Genomic DNA, 14651 nt, shown 5'->3' on the forward strand with positions numbered 1-14651 from the left:
GCCCTCAACTCCCCTTCGTCCGCACGGCAGGCACACCGCGTTCCAGATAGCGAATGGACGTCATCACCAAGGTGCGCACTCCGATGGGTAGAACGTCTTCATTGGTGTCGAAATTGGGTGCGTGATTGATGGTCCATTCCGATTCTGGGACGCCCGCTTTGCTGACCCCCAGATGATAGAAGACGCCCGGAATCACGGCTTGATAGTCTGCAAAATCTTCCGCGCCAGTAATAGGCGGACGATTGATATTCACCTTGCCTGCTCCTGCTGCTTCTTCCAACGCCGATTGGGTGGCGCGCGCCAAATCAGGGTCGTTGAAGGTGACATTATTGCCGCCATATGGGTCCCCGCTGTTAAAGGCGATCTTGGCTTCCGCACCATAGGCGGCGGCGAGGGACACAACCGTTTTTTCCATCTTGTTCTTGATGTCTTGGCGTTGCGCGGTGTCAAAGGTGCGCAAGGTGCCGCCCATTTCTAAGGTCTCAGGGATGATATTATACCGTACGCCTCCATGAACCATGGCCGTAGTGATAACGGTCGGTGTCGCCGTCACATCGACGGTGCGCGCCGCCAAGCGGTTGAAGTCTTGGATAATCGCAGCCTGTAGCGACATGATGTCGATCCCGGCCCAAGGTGCGGCCCCATGGGTCTGATTGCCCTTGATGAAGACTTGGAACTTGTCCGACGCCGCCATAAAGCCGCCCGGACGATAATGGATTGTGCCGGGGACGCCGGGGAAAACATGAAGGCCGAAAATCGCCGAAGGGGCGGGGTTTTGCAGCGCGCCTTCTTCAATCATCAGCGACGCCCCGCCTTTTTCGCCCGGAGGTGCCCCTTCCTCTGCCGGTTGGAAGATGAAGACAATGGTGCCAGGGATCCGGTCCTTCATTTTGGCGAGGACTTCGGCCGCCCCCATCAGCATCGCGGTATGGGCATCATGACCGCAGGCGTGGGCAACTGGCACCTTATTGCCGAGATACTCACCGATTGCTTTGGAAGCAAAGGGCAGGCCTGTCGCTTCCAGGACAGGCAACGCGTCCATGTCCGCCCGCAGCGCGACAACTGGGCCGGGACGCCCCCCGCGCAAGACCGCGACCACACCTGTTTTGGCAACATTTTCCCGCACTTCGAGGCCGAGAGACTTTAGATGCGCGGCAACCAAAGCGCCCGTGCGAAACTCGCGATTGGAAAGCTCTGGATGTTCATGAATATCGCGCCGCCATGCCACTACTTTTGTCGCCATGGCGTCAGAAGCAGCATTAATCTCCGCTGCTGGAATCGGCGCTGGGGCCTTTGCGGCTGAAACCATGGAAAGAGCCAAGAAAAGGCTGGCGATACGGGTCGGCGTGAGATTTTTCATCACGGGATCGTTATGTGGAACCGGGGGTCTGTCAACTGGCTAGGACTAAACGGCCGCTCATGCTCAACAGCCTTTTGGCTATACCTCTGCCAAAACTGCGATAGAGTAGTACCTAACACAGAATTTTTCGGGGAAATGGCCATGGCAATCGACTTTGCAGGAGCTGCAGACAAAGCCAAAGCAATCAATCCAGCTCCGGCTTTAAAGGGCGTCCACCATAGTGCCTTTCGCTGCCGTGACGCCGAAGAGACACGTAAATTCTACGAAGATATTCTGGGCCTGCCACTTAAGGCTGCTCTGGTGTTTGAGGAAGAGCCGGGTTCTGGTCGGCCCATCCCTTACATGCATTTGTTCTTTGAACTGGGCGACGGCAATTATGTCGCCTTCTTCGATGTTCCCGAAGGGGCCCATAGCGGCAAGTTCAAAATGAAATGGGGCATGGATTTGCATTTCGCCATGGAAGCTGAAAATCACGCCACCATGATGGCCTTCAAAGATCGGCTAGACCAAGCGGGCATCCCATGCTTTGGCCCAATCGACCATCATTTCGTCCATTCAATCTATTTCTATGATCCCAATGGTATCAACGTGGAAATCACCTGTCGGGACCCCAAGCATGATGAGATTATGGCCGAAGAATCCGCCAATGCCGCTGACATCATCGCGGCTTGGACGGCACGGACCGCCGAGCAAAAAGCCCTAAACGCGGCGCAAAATACCTAAATCCCTTCCACTAGGAGCCTGCATGTCCCTGATCTACCTCGTGCGTCACGCCGAGCCTGCCGCCACTTGGGGTGCCCACCCTAATCCTGGCTTGTCTGAATTGGGACATCAGCAAGCCGAAGCCGCCGCCAAGCGCTTGGCTGACGTTGGGGCCAAAAAGCTCCTCACCTCACCTTTGGCGCGTTGCCAAGAGACGGCGCAGCCGAGTGCGGCTGCCATAGACTTCACCCCTCATATCGAGCCGCGCGTCGCAGAAATCCCGGTTCCAGCCCATGTGACCGATCATCGCGACTGGCTGACTAAGGTCATGAGTGGGTCCTGGCAGGATGGCCATGTCGATCAAGGGCTGCGCGATTGGCGTGACCAGATTGGCCAAGCTTTGTTGGAGCTCAGCCAAGACACATTGGTGTTTTCGCACTTTGTGGCGATCAATGCGGCGGTGGGGATTGCGACGAAATCCCACAGCGTGACCTGCTTTAAGCCCGGCCACGCGTCGGTCACGATCCTGCGCAATGTTGGCGGCACTCTGACAGTGGAAAGCCTTGGTGAGGAAGCGCCCATCCGCCTGACTTGACGGCCGGGTGAGTCACAAGGCCGTGAGATCGCGGCAATGTGTCAAGTTTCATTGCCGCAGAGGTCTTTGGCATGCTAACTCCCGCGCCTTGCTGCGGTTTGCCTTGCCATTTGGGTTTGGCGTCCTTACCTGCAGCGCACCGTTTAACCGCCTATTCTTCTGTCCGTCAGAAACTTTGAGGTCCCTATGTTTTCCACCCCCGCTTATGCTCAAGCTGCCGGCGCTGCGGCCCCAGCAGGCCCAGAAGTCATTATGATGCAACTCTTGCCACTCGTAATGATTTTGGTGGTGTTCTATTTCCTGCTGATCCGCCCTCAACAAAAGCGTATGAAGCAACATACGGAAATGTTGGGCGCGATCCGCCGCGGCGATAGCGTTATCACGTCCGGTGGGATCATCGGCAAGGTGACCAAGGTGGCAGATGACGAATTGACCGTCGAAATCGCACCAAATGTTGCAGTGCGCGTGGTCAAGTCAACCGTGAGCCAAGTTCAAGGCAAGGGCGAACCTGTCGTCGCCAATGACGCTAAATCCTAATTGAGATCAGTGCAGGCCCATCTCAATCGGGTCCGCTTCTGCCGAAGGGCTAGATAGACGTGTTACATGTTGCGCGCTGGCGGGTTCTCGCCGTTATCATCGTTTCCCTCCTGGGCTTGATTTACGCCCTGCCGAATGCGCTGCCGCAATCGGTGCGCGACTCGATGCCAAGCTTTTTGCCGAACAAGACCGTCAATCTGGGTCTGGACCTGCAAGGTGGCTCCTATCTGATGTTCGAGGTGGAGAGCCAAGTGGTTTACAAGGCCCGCTTGGAGGCCGTAGCCGACGACCTTTCACGTGAATTGCGTGGCCAGCGCCGTCCGGGTGAACCTGGCTCAGCCAAGACCCCGATTTTGTTCGCAGGTCGTGGCCTCACGCCGGACGGACAAGTTGCGCGCGTCACGATTCAAAACCCGGCTGACGTCCAAGAAGCCATCAAGCGCATCCAAACGCTTTCATCCCCGGTGATTGGTTTGACCGGCCCAACCGGGCGCACCGACCTTGAGGTCAAAGCCGCCCCCGGCAATGTTGTTGAAATTCGTCTGACCGAAGAAGCAAAAGTGGCCATGACGCGCCGCGCGGTCAGCCAGTCGATCGAAGTCATCCGTCGTCGGATCGATGAAACGGGCACCAAGGAACCTGCCATCACCCGCCAAGGTGTCGACCGGATTGTGGTACAAGCCCCCGGTGAAAGCGATCCTGAAAAGCTGAAGCGCTTGGTCGGTCAGACCGCGCGCCTGACGTTCCAAATGGTGGATGAAACCGTTTCTCCGGCAGAGGCGGCAGCTGGTCGTATTCCGCCGGGTTCGATCCTGTTGGAGCAACCCGGTCGCCCAGAAGAGCCAATGGTTCTGGTCCGTCGTCGGGCACTTGTGACAGGCGATAATTTGACCAAGGCAGACCCCGGCTTTGACCAACAGTCTGGCGAACCTGCCGTGACGTTCCAATTTGACGGCGCTGGCGCACGTGCATTTGCTCGGGCATCGACGGAAAATGTCGGCAAGCGATTTGCGATTGTTCTCGATGATAAGGTCCTGTCGGCACCCTCCATTCGCGAGCCTATCTTGGGCGGCAATGGTCAGATTTCGGGTAGTTTCACGATTGAAAGCGCTAATGAATTGGCGACTTTGCTGCGGGCAGGGGCATTGCCTGCACCATTGAAAGTCATGGAACAGCGTACGGTTGGCCCGGAGTTGGGTCGAGATTCCATCAACGCGGGCGCGACGGCTGGTATCATCGCCATGCTATTGATCGTTGTCTTCATGGTCTTGGCCTATGGCCTTGTCTTTGGCGGCATTGCGATCTTGGCGCTGACGGTCAATTTGATCTTGATCTTGGCGGCTATGACCATGGTGGGTGCCACCTTGACCCTGCCCGGTATCGCCGGTCTGATCTTGACCATTGGTGCAGCGGTGGATGCCAACGTTTTGATTTACGAACGCATGCGCGAAGAGGAATTGGCGGGCAGGTCAACGGCCTTAGCGATTGATGCGGGCTTTAAGCGCGCCATCGTCACTGTCATGGACGCCAACGTGACGGCACTGTTGACGGCGCTCATCCTGTTCTACTTTGGTGCTGGCCCCGTTCGCGGCTTTGCTTGGACCCTCTCTATCGGCGTGATCACGTCGCTCTTTACCGCCATCCTGATGACGCAGGTCTTGGTCGCTGCCTGGTATCGGCAGACCAAACCTAAGCGCCTGCCGATCTGAGGAATACGAACATGAAATGGCCCTTTATCAAGCTCATCCCCAAAAATACAAAGTTTGGGTTTGTTCGTTTCTCGATCCCCGCCGCGATCGTGTCGTTGGTGCTGTGCATCGCCTCGCTCGTCTCGTGCTTCACCCTCGGTCTGAATTTCGGGATCGATTTTAAGGGCGGCACGGTTGTCGAGGCGGTTTGGGACAAGCCGATCAATCTCGCGCAAGTGCGTGAGCGGGTTGGCAATATGAATTTGCGCGACGTCGGCGTGCAAGACTTCCAAGAGCCGAACCAAGCGATGATCCGCTTCTTGCCACCTGAAGGGGCGGACGCATCGGCAACCGTGGACTCGGTCAAGGCCGAATTGCGCGCCATTATGCCAGGCGTAAAATTCCCGCGCGTTGAAGTCGTGGGGCCAAAGGTCTCGGAAGAATTGGGCACCAATGGCGCCTTGGCCTTGGGCATCGCGATTATTCTGGTCGTGCTCTACATCTGGACCCGGTTTGAATTGCAAATGGGCTTTGGCTCCATTGTGGCCTTGGCGCACGATATCATTCTGACTTTGGGCTTCATGTCCATCACGCAACTCGACTTTTCCTTGACGACGATTGCGGCACTTCTGACGATCATCGGCTATTCGATGAACGACACGGTGGTGGTTTTCGACCGGATGCGGGAAAACATGCGCAAATATAAGAAGATGTCGCTGGGCGATATCATCGATTTGTCAACGAATGAGACATTGTCACGCACGATCATTACGGCTTTGACCACCTTCCTAGCGCTTTTGGGCCTTACGGTTGTTGGTGGCGAAACGATGCAGGTCTTTACCGTGATCATGCTGTTCGGCGTGTTCATCGGCACCTATTCCTCAATCTATGTCGCCGCTCCCGTGTTGATCCTGTGGCCACCTAAGCGTGGCGCTGAGAAGGCTGCGGCCAGAACTGAAGCAGACGCGCGGCCCTAGTCGCCATGCAATTGGTCCCCGCAACCGGTAAAGGCCGCCCGCTGATCACGGCTTATGGTGCAGGTGGCTTTCGCTTTGGCTTGGAGACAGGCGATGTGCGTCTTGAAGGCTCGGTCCTGATTTTGGCCGATACACCGTCGGCGTGGGGGCCGCTCGCGATGGCCGACCTAGCAGGGGAATCTCTGAGCGCGCGCTTCGCGCCGATCTTGGCCTTGAAGGGTGAGATCGAGTTCCTGTTGTTTGGCACCGGCGGCGAGATGTTGCCACCACCCCTAGGCCTCCGCGATCTTTTGAAAGGTGCCGGCATCGGGCTTGAAATCATGCCAACGCCCGCGGCCTGTCGTACCTATAATCATTTAGCCACTGAGGGCCGTCACTTTGCAGTGGCAATGTTACCTGTAACGTGACATGGCGCGGAAATAGGCTACATAGGGGCTAATCGAGCCATCCGTACTTAAAGGGGAAACTATGGGCGCGCTTCTCTCTAACTTCAGAAACACATTCATCGTCAGTTTGGTGTTGGCTATCGCATTGATTGCCGTCTTCGCTGGTCAACCGAACAACACTTTGGGCAACATGCACGAATTGATGGGCCACGCAGCCATGCGCTGGCTGCATGTCTTCTTTGGCATCTTGTGGATCGGCCTGCTCTATTATTTCAACTTCGTGCAAATCCGCACGATGCCGAAGATCCCTGATGAACTGAAGCCAGCTATCGGCAAGTTCATCGCGCCAGAAGCGCTGTTCTGGTTCCGTTGGGCGGCTGTGGGTACCTTGGTGACCGGCATTCTAGTTGCTTGGGCGCGGGGCTATCTGGTTCCAGCTTTGACCTTGAACGCTGCCAGTGGATTTGCTTTGGATGATGGCAGTGTGTTCATCGGTATCGGTATGTGGCTTGCGATCATCATGTTCCTCAATGTGTGGCTCGTGATCTGGCCAAACCAGAAAATTGCGCTGGGCTTGGTTGAAGCGCCTGCAGAGGCAAAGCCAAAGGCTGCGCGCACTGCCATGCTGTTTTCGCGCACCAATATGCTGTTGTCGCTGCCCATGTTGGTCGCCATGACCATGCGCCAAACCATGTGGGGCTAAGCCCTTTTCCATCCTATGAAAGCGGCCCGCCTCAGTGCGGGCCGTTTTTGTATGGGAGCTGCCATGATCACGCTTAGTCCAGATATGATTGAACAAGCGGTCCAAGTTGCGCCGGACCAAACCTTGGCCACGAGCTTTCTGGCCCCAGAGGTGCGGGCCGGGATGATCGCGCTCATTCTGTTCACCCACGAAGTCTCTCGTGCCCGGCAAGCCGTGTCCGAGCCTATGTTGGCGGCGATCCGCCTGCAATGGTGGCGCGAGGCGCTCGATGAGATTTATACCGGCAAGACGGTGCGCGCCCAGCCAACGGCGCAAGCACTCGCTCAAACCATTCGCGCCTTTGATCTGCCTCGGCCTTGGTTGGATACCTTGATCGATGCCTTCGCCGTCGAACAGGACGACGTGCCCTTTCAAACTTGGGCGGAACTGGCCGATCATGGCGACCAGACCTATGGCAATTTCAACCGCTTGGCCTTGTTGATCGCAGGTGCCCCGGCCATCTCGGCGTCCTTAGACCAAGTAGCGCGACACGCCGGCATGTTGTGGCGTCTCTGTGACCTGATGGCGCAATGGCCGCGCTGGACGCATCGTCGCCAACTTTGGCTGCCGATTGAGGCACAGGCGGGCTTGGATAATGAGGCGACCTTTGCGGGGAAAACCAGCCGTGCGCTCGCAATTGCGTTCCAGCAAGCTCATGATCAAATCTTGGCGGCGCGCAAAAGGGCCAACCAAGCCTGCGCAGAAGCTACCTTTGGGCAAGCCTTCCCTGCTGTGGCCTATGCCGCGCTGGGCTTTCCCTATGCCAAAGCCTTTAGGTCGCTCAGCGACCCATTCCGCCAAGTTGCAAGCCTTAGCCTGCTAGAGCGCCAGGTGCGGCTTGTCTGGGCAGTTTCACGCCAACGCCTTTAAGGCCTGATCATTATTGCGCAGGATCAAGCGGCGCGAGATAGAGGTAGATCGCGCGATGGCCGCCGCTGTTCAGTGGCCCGCCTAAGCGGCAATGGGTAACTTTCACATCGCGCACATAGGCATGATCATGGGCAACTCCGATTAGCCCGAACGCTTGGCTGACGGTTGTGCCCATAAAGCCGCCACAGCGCACCCGCGTGACATTGCCATATTTGCGGAACTGGCTCATCGCACCATCCCAAGGGGCAACACCAAAGTCACCGAGAACAGCGACGGGGCCTTCTTGGTCTCCGGCGCGCACAGCCGCGCGATTTAACTGAGACTCTCGAGCTGCACCGACTTCTTTGCCACCTTTGGAGGGCGGGGGCAGGGTGGCGATAATGGTTAGATCACCTGCGGCCGTGCGCGCAATCGTCGGTTCACCCGGTATTGTCGACGATTGCCACCGACCGCGGGAAAGGACCGCAATGCTAGTCGGGTCTGCAAAGTTCGGCCGCTCGATCACGTTCCAGCCTTGGGGTGGGGTCAGAATACTTTGAGGGGCCTTGGCGACGAGTATTAGGCCGGCTTTCTGGCGCTCTGCCTCGCCCAGCACTTTTTCAAGCGCCTTATCGTCGCCGGCAACATTGGCCCAAGCCACAACCGCATTGGAAATCTGTCCGCCTTTGGGCCCTGCGCCGAGCGACGGCACAATCACCATGAGATTGATCAGCCCAACCAATGCCGATGCAATCATCATGTTCCGGCCACGGCCGATAGCCCACGAAATGCCCGCGGCCAAGGCCAGTAACGTCCAATACCAGCGATAGCTAGAAACCGCATCAAACGGATAGCCCAAAGGTGCCAAGAACGACAACATAGTAAAGAACAGGGCCAAGGCGAATAGGGTTGTCCCCGCCACAGTGGCAGCCAGCTTTTGAAGTGCCTTGCGCCGTCCAATTGGGCTGCGTTTCATATTTGCCCGGCGCTGTGCTGCCCGTGATGGGCCTGTGGTACGTTCAATTCGCTGCGCTGCTGGGGCGGAAGTGGTTGCCACGGGTGCCGCTTCGAGTGCCGGCGGTAGTTCGTCCATAGTTTCTGCGTCGACCGAGGCAACGGGCTCCGGCGCAATGTCGGCTTCTTGCTCTAGCTCAGGCGCTGCCTGCTGGTCAGGCGTGGTATCGGCCCAAACCGGCGCGGGTATCTCCTGCGCTTCGATTTCTGCGGCTTGGACTGCTTCGTCCACCATGGGCGCTGTATCGGAAATGGCTGGTGTCTGATCGTCAAAATTTGATTTTGCTTCAGATAGTGCGACCGGCTCTTCTAGAACTGCTTCAACGGGCTCGTTTAAGGCTGTCGCATCATGCTCACCCTCAGCAACCAATTCAGACTCTAACTTAGACTCTAACTCAGGTTCAGTTTCAGGCTCAGGCTCTTGAGCGATCGCAGGGGTCTCGGCCGGGCTTTCCATCCAGTCTAGCAGGCTAGGTTGGTTGGTTTCGGCAGCTGGCTTCGGCTTGGTGAGCGGCGCTGTCTCCTCATCTCGCACGGGTTCAGCCACTGGCATTGGCTCGTCAAACACGCTTTGATCGGGATCCAATTGCACGGCAGAACTCTGTGCAACGGGCATTGGCTCATCGCGGACAGAGCGACCCAGCAGCGGGTCGTACTCATCATCCAGCTCATCAAGAGGCCCCAGTCGCAGGATCGGTTTTGCCATATTTGCCCGACTCTCTCATCCGCCAAACAAGGCTATTGGCCTCGCGTGCAATACATTGCGCACACGCGACAAGGCCCGATCTGGACCAGAGTCTCCTTTACGGAAACAAAGGCTCCATCGTCAATCCTTGTGACTCAGGCAAGCCAAAGGCGACATTCATGTTCTGAATGGCCTGCCCGCCCGATCCTTTGACCAGATTGTCGATCACGCCCACCACGATGACGCGTCCAGGAATCCGGTCTGGGAAGACTGCCAAAATGCACAGGTTGGAACCCCGCACCCACCGCGTATCGGGCGACGCCCCTTTGGCGGCCAGCTTGATGAAGCGCTCGCCTTCATAGCGCTGTTCCAATGTCGCGCGCACATCGTCCACGGTCGCACCATTGGCCAGCTTCACATGGCACGTCACCAACTCACCGCGCGTCATCGGGACCAAGTGCGGGGTAAAGTTCACCAGTACGGGGGAGCCGGCCGCATGGGACAATTCTTGTTCAATCTCCGGCGCATGACGGTGGTTGCCGACGCTATAGGCGTGCAGGCCTTCGGCAGCTTCACAGAACAGATTGCCTTCCTTAAGGCCCCGCCCTGCACCTGACACGCCCGACTTTGCGTCCACAATGATGTCACGCGGCGAGACCACGCCCGCTTCCACCAAAGGCTTGATCGCCAAGAGAGTTGCGGTTGGATAACAGCCGGGGCAGGCGATGATATCGGGCTTCTTGGCAAGTTCTGCCCGCGCAAACTCCGTCAGACCATAGACCCCGTTGCGGGTCTTTTCGGGGTGGAGGTGGCTGCGGCCATAGACTTTGGCATAGGCATCTGGATCGCGAAACCGGAAGTCGGCTGACAGATCAATCACCTTCACATGGGCGGGAAGTTCGCCCAACAGCTCTTCGCTCGCCCCATGCGGCAAACAGCCAAACGCCACATCCACCCCGTCCCAATTGACGTCTTCAGCCTTTACCAACGTGCGATCGGCAAAAGGGTGCAAGTGCGGGAAGAGATCACCCAAGGAGCGCCCAGCTTGGGCATTAGCCGTAATCGCGCCGACGCGGACGTTGGCATGGTGGGCCAGCAGGCGGATCGTCTCCGCCCCCGTATAGCCAGAGGCACCAAGGATCGCGGCATTCAGGGTCTGGGTGGTCATGGGATTTGCCTTCAAAGTCCAAAACGAAAAACGGGCGGCCCGCTAAGGCCGCCCGCTTGAAACATGGATATGTTCGACGCGTAGGTCTTAGCGCTTGGAGAACTGGAAGCTACGGCGTGCTTTCGCGCGGCCATACTTCTTACGCTCAACCACACGGCTGTCGCGGGTCAGATAGCCAAATGGCTTCAGAACTGGACGCAGACCTGGCTCAAAGCGCGTCAAAGCGGTTGCGATACCGTGACGAACGGCACCAGCTTGGCCTGACAGACCGCCGCCCTTTACGGTGGCGATAACGTCAAACTCGGTGGCACGATCGGTCACTTGCATGGGCTGGTTGATCACCATGCGCAGAACTGGGCGCGCAAAGTATGCGCCTTGGTCTTTGCCATTGATGGTGATTTTGCCGGTGCCGCGCTTTACCCAAACGCGAGCAATCGCGTTCTTCCGCTTGCCGGTCGAATAAGCACGACCCAAGGAGTCGATTTCGGGTTCACGAACGACCACTTCCACAACACCTTCACCGGTGCCCATGGCTGCGAGGTCTTCGAAGCTCTTTGCTACTTCTTCCATTATGCGGCCCCGACGTTCTTGCGGTTACGACCCTTGAAATCTACCACTTCTGGAGATTGGGCCTCATGTGGGTGTTCCGTGCCAGCGTAAACGCGCAGCTTGCCGAATTGCGAGCGCGCCAAAGGGCTTTCCTTTGGCATCATGCGCAGAACGGCCTTTTCCAGCACGCGCTCTGGGAAGCGACCGCCGAGCAAACGCGCAGCAGTGGTTTCCTTGATGCCGCCAGCATAGCCGGTGTGGCGATAATAAACTTTGTCACGCAGCTTGTTGCCGGTGAAAACGACCTTTTCTGCGTTGATGACAACAACATGGTCGCCAACGTCGGCATGAGGCGTGAAATCTGGACGGTGCTTGCCGCGCAAACGCATAGCGATAAAGGTCGCGAGGCGGCCAACAACCACCCCTTCGGCATCTACCACGATCCATTTACGGTCGGCTTCGTGCGTCTTGGCACTGAAGGTCTTCATGGAGTTAGTTCCAAATGAACGCGACCGCCCGAAAGGGGCGGCCACTTGAGAGCGGCGCTTCTAGGCGGAGGCAAAACTTATGTCAACAGGCTTGCTGAAATTGATTTAAAAACAGGATGTTAGATATATGGTATTATGTTACCGTATACTTCAGGCCGTTCTGTAGGCCTATAGCCGATTGAAATCTATTGCCGCAAGCGTAGCGGGATATTGTTTGCGCCGCCCACATTGCTGCCCACACCTGTCGGCACCGGAACGGGTGAGCCTTCATAGTCGGAATTGATGATGAGTTGGGCGGCATTGCTGACGATCAGTCGATGGGCGACAATCACACTCCATTGCGAGGCTTCCGCAACGCTGCCCGGCGAATTCACCAATAGATGTGAGTTGGGCAGATAGATGGTTCCCAACAATTCATCGACATTGGGCGAAAGAAAGCTGACGGGGCTGGCATTAGTGCGGCTGGCCACAATCACAAAGCCCGCCCATGGTCCTGTTTCGCGGCCTTTAAGCGAGGTCGAAGCTGGTGCCCGTACTGTCAACTCGCCCTCGATCAGCATCATGACCGCATTTTGTCCCTCCAAGCGGGAGTTTTCACTGAAAATGCTTGGCTTACAGAAATAATGTTCACCGGGCTGAAGCTTCATGATGGATGTGCCGCGCATCACAAATTGGGTACGATGCATGCCAGGTGGCAAGGTCAAGATGCCCTGCTTCCAAACATCTGTGCCGCCATCGGGGACAAGAGCGCAATCTTTTGGGGGGCTGATGGTTCGGGCCGAAAAGGGGTCTGGGATTTTCAATGCACCAACATTAGGCGTGGGCGAAATTGTGCCGCCTTCGCTGGTGCCACTGGTCCGCACCGTCCCTGCCGCAACATTGGCGCGGTCTTTCAAGATAATGTCGCCATTGGCGTGAACCACGCAGCCCTTCGCAATCAGGGCGCTAGAGCCATCGCCCGTAATCGCATTTTCAGTGAGCGTTTCATTCTGCCCAAGAATACACAAAGGCTGTTTGACCATGTTCTCGGCAACTGAGCGCACTCGAATCTTGAAGCCGCCTTTAGGAACCAAATTGCCAAAAAAAGAGGGGCGGACAGCATAGCCGTCGACACTAAAGACGCCTTCCTTTTCTGGTGTCGCCACAAAGGCAACACGCGCGCGGTCGGTAAAGGAACCAACTTGGGTTAGAGCAAAGCGCTCGGCAAAATTCTTGGCGTTGCGTTGGCTGGAACCTGAAACCATCAAATCGCGTGCGCCTGCCAAAGCTGCCGCATCGGCGGCGGACTGCATCAAAGCGCGCTCATTATTCAGGGCAACAATTTCAATGGCCATGACTACGGCGATTGCGCTTGGCAAGACCAAGAGACCGGTCAAGATGGTTAGATTGCCGCGCGTTTGAGCCTTTTTTGTCGGGAATGACGGCTCTGAAATTCTGCGCTTCCAAACAGGCAACATCTAATAATCACTGGCCAATTTAAGTGGATATCTTCAGATTATTAGCAAATATGAATTGGTGAAGACTTAAAATCACATTGTGTATTTGAGCTAAGCTGGCCGAATCTCACTTTGGAGATTGGTGTGATCTTCGAGTTTATCTAAGTTCATATCTGATGCGAATTTGTTGGCTCAAAACCGAGTAGAAATCGCGAAAGCTTCATCATTCCATGATCAGGCCGTCAAAGACGGAAGCTAGGCCCGAGGGATCATTTCACGAGGGGAAGCATATTATGGATCGTCGCACACTTCTGATTGGCCTATCGTCCGGTTTGGCTGTCGCCGGAACGCAGACACAAGCGGCAAGCCGTCTCAACGCGGCTGCAACGCGCTTGGACCCAGCGCGGGTGCGGTTAACTTGGAGTGCGGCAGCCGGTTCCGCCCGGGTTCTGACTTCTAGCGAACCTAATGCGAACCTTTTTGCGATGAAGGAAGTTGCCGCAGCCGTACAAAGTGGACAACTGGATGTTGCTGCCGCCATTTCCCCGCGCCCTTACTTCCTGATCCGCACGCGCTCTGGCGGGCAAGTGCGGATTGCTGAGCGTTTGTTGCCCCTCGAGGGCGGTCGCAATTTTCGGGACTTGGGTGGCTATGCGGCTCACCGTGGCAAAACGGTCGGCTGGGGGCGGATCTATCGCTCTGGGGTGATGGCGAAATTGACCTCAAGCGACACCGCCTATCTGCGTAGTCTCGGCATTGCGGTGATCTGCGACTTGCGCAGTGGCCAAGAGCGCACCACTGAACCGAGCGCGCTGCTCGGCAGTGAAGGGGTCAAGGTCCTGTCTAAGGACTATGAGATGGGCTCGTCGTTGAATAGGCTGATGTCTGCAAAGACAAAAGAGGAGGCGGTCGTCATCTTTGGCGATGCCTATATCGACTTTATCCAAACCCTCGCGCCGCAATATAAAGAGATGTTTGAAAGCCTGCTGGAGAACAAGGCCCCATTGGCGGTCAATTGTACGGCAGGCAAAGACCGGACAGGTGTGGCCAGTGCGCTGATCTTATCCGTACTGGGCGTGGACCGCGCTTCGGTAGTTGGAGATTATGCGCTGAGCCAAACGTTCGTGCCGCCCGCCTATTATCTGAATCAGGCCGCAGGGGCGACTGCTGCTCAAACAACCCCATTCGCGCGTCTACCACGTCCGATTGCCGAGGTAATCTTGGGGTCCGACCCAGCGGTCATGCAGCATGCACTTGGCCGAATGGACCGCGAATTTGGCGGACCGGTTGGCTTAGCAAAGCGGCAATTTGGTCTCACAGATGCCGCGATTGCGAAGTTGCGGGCAGACTATTTGGTCTAGTCGGAGCGTTCAGGTTCGTACTTGGCCTGGCTCTATGCAGGCTGGCGTCTGAATCTCGCGCTGAATCCACATAATCCCATTGAATGGGGTCAAATCCCATGTTATCCCAAGGAC

At 56.7% G+C, this 14651-nt stretch carries 15 protein-coding genes; 9 read left to right on the plus strand and 6 right to left on the minus strand.

All coding sequences use genetic code 11. The annotated features are described in order from the left end of the window. Positions 1-4 precede the first annotated feature (4 nt). On the minus strand, positions 5-1360 hold the full coding sequence (locus ACOVRA_RS09000; RefSeq protein WP_421719996.1) for an amidohydrolase: 1356 nt from the start codon (positions 1358-1360) through the stop codon (positions 5-7). A 141-nt stretch (positions 1361-1501) separates the two neighbouring features. On the opposite strand from ACOVRA_RS09000, the gene ACOVRA_RS09005 reads away from it, so the two are divergent. From ACOVRA_RS09005 to ACOVRA_RS09040, 8 genes are all read left to right on the plus strand, one after another. Beyond that, entirely contained in the window at positions 1502-2083 is a 582-nt protein-coding gene (locus ACOVRA_RS09005) for a VOC family protein (RefSeq protein ID WP_421719997.1), read from the plus strand. A 22-nt stretch (positions 2084-2105) separates the two neighbouring features. Next, positions 2106-2657, plus strand: a complete 552-nt coding sequence (locus ACOVRA_RS09010) for a histidine phosphatase family protein (RefSeq protein ID WP_421719998.1) — start codon at positions 2106-2108, stop codon at positions 2655-2657. A 186-nt stretch (positions 2658-2843) separates the two neighbouring features. Next, the gene (gene yajC, locus ACOVRA_RS09015) at positions 2844-3194 is read left to right on the plus strand and encodes a preprotein translocase subunit YajC (protein WP_290807642.1); all 351 of its coding nucleotides are present in this window, start codon (positions 2844-2846) and stop codon (positions 3192-3194) included. A 59-nt stretch (positions 3195-3253) separates the two neighbouring features. Continuing rightward, a complete protein-coding gene (gene secD / locus ACOVRA_RS09020) occupies positions 3254-4903 on the plus strand; it encodes a protein translocase subunit SecD (RefSeq protein WP_421719999.1) in 1650 nt (549 codons plus the stop codon). A gap of 11 nt (positions 4904-4914) precedes the next feature. Next, positions 4915-5859, plus strand: coding sequence for a protein translocase subunit SecF (gene secF, locus ACOVRA_RS09025; protein ID WP_421720000.1), 945 nt, complete (start codon positions 4915-4917; stop codon positions 5857-5859). A gap of 5 nt (positions 5860-5864) precedes the next feature. Continuing rightward, positions 5865-6266 (plus strand): Mth938-like domain-containing protein, encoded by a 402-nt coding sequence (locus tag ACOVRA_RS09030; RefSeq protein WP_421720001.1) that lies wholly within the window; start codon positions 5865-5867, stop codon positions 6264-6266. 61 nt (positions 6267-6327) lie between these two features. Next, positions 6328-6948, plus strand: coding sequence for a urate hydroxylase PuuD (locus ACOVRA_RS09035; RefSeq protein ID WP_421720002.1), 621 nt, complete (start codon positions 6328-6330; stop codon positions 6946-6948). 63 nt (positions 6949-7011) lie between these two features. Next, positions 7012-7857: a phytoene/squalene synthase family protein gene (locus ACOVRA_RS09040; RefSeq protein WP_421720003.1), complete on the plus strand. Its 846-nt coding sequence runs from the start codon at positions 7012-7014 to the stop codon at positions 7855-7857. 10 nt (positions 7858-7867) lie between these two features. Here ACOVRA_RS09040 and ACOVRA_RS09045 read toward each other — a convergent pair whose 3' ends face one another. The 5 genes from ACOVRA_RS09045 to ACOVRA_RS09065 all read right to left on the minus strand — a co-directional run bounded on the left by ACOVRA_RS09045 (position 7868) and on the right by ACOVRA_RS09065 (position 13197). Beyond that, positions 7868-9556, minus strand: a complete 1689-nt coding sequence (locus ACOVRA_RS09045) for a hypothetical protein (RefSeq protein WP_421720004.1) — start codon at positions 9554-9556, stop codon at positions 7868-7870. 97 nt (positions 9557-9653) lie between these two features. Beyond that, a complete protein-coding gene (gene argC / locus ACOVRA_RS09050) occupies positions 9654-10703 on the minus strand; it encodes an N-acetyl-gamma-glutamyl-phosphate reductase (RefSeq protein ID WP_421720005.1) in 1050 nt (349 codons plus the stop codon). An 87-nt stretch (positions 10704-10790) separates the two neighbouring features. Continuing rightward, the gene (gene rpsI / locus ACOVRA_RS09055) at positions 10791-11273 is read right to left on the minus strand and encodes a 30S ribosomal protein S9 (RefSeq protein WP_290808189.1); all 483 of its coding nucleotides are present in this window, start codon (positions 11271-11273) and stop codon (positions 10791-10793) included. After that, entirely contained in the window at positions 11273-11740 is a 468-nt protein-coding gene (gene rplM, locus ACOVRA_RS09060) for a 50S ribosomal protein L13 (RefSeq protein ID WP_290808187.1), read from the minus strand. The genes rpsI and rplM overlap by 1 nt, the downstream gene beginning before the upstream one ends. Positions 11741-11925: 185 nt before the next feature. Next, positions 11926-13197: a pilus assembly protein TadG-related protein gene (locus ACOVRA_RS09065; protein WP_421720006.1), complete on the minus strand. Its 1272-nt coding sequence runs from the start codon at positions 13195-13197 to the stop codon at positions 11926-11928. 272 nt (positions 13198-13469) lie between these two features. Here ACOVRA_RS09065 and ACOVRA_RS09070 point away from each other — a divergent pair, with 272 nt between their 5' ends. Next, positions 13470-14537, plus strand: coding sequence for a tyrosine-protein phosphatase (locus tag ACOVRA_RS09070; protein WP_421720007.1), 1068 nt, complete (start codon positions 13470-13472; stop codon positions 14535-14537). Positions 14538-14651: the final 114 nt, after the last annotated feature.

It is taken from the genome of Aquidulcibacter sp. (assembly GCF_049239865.1).
Lineage (GTDB): Bacteria > Pseudomonadota > Alphaproteobacteria > Caulobacterales > Aquidulcibacteraceae > Aquidulcibacter.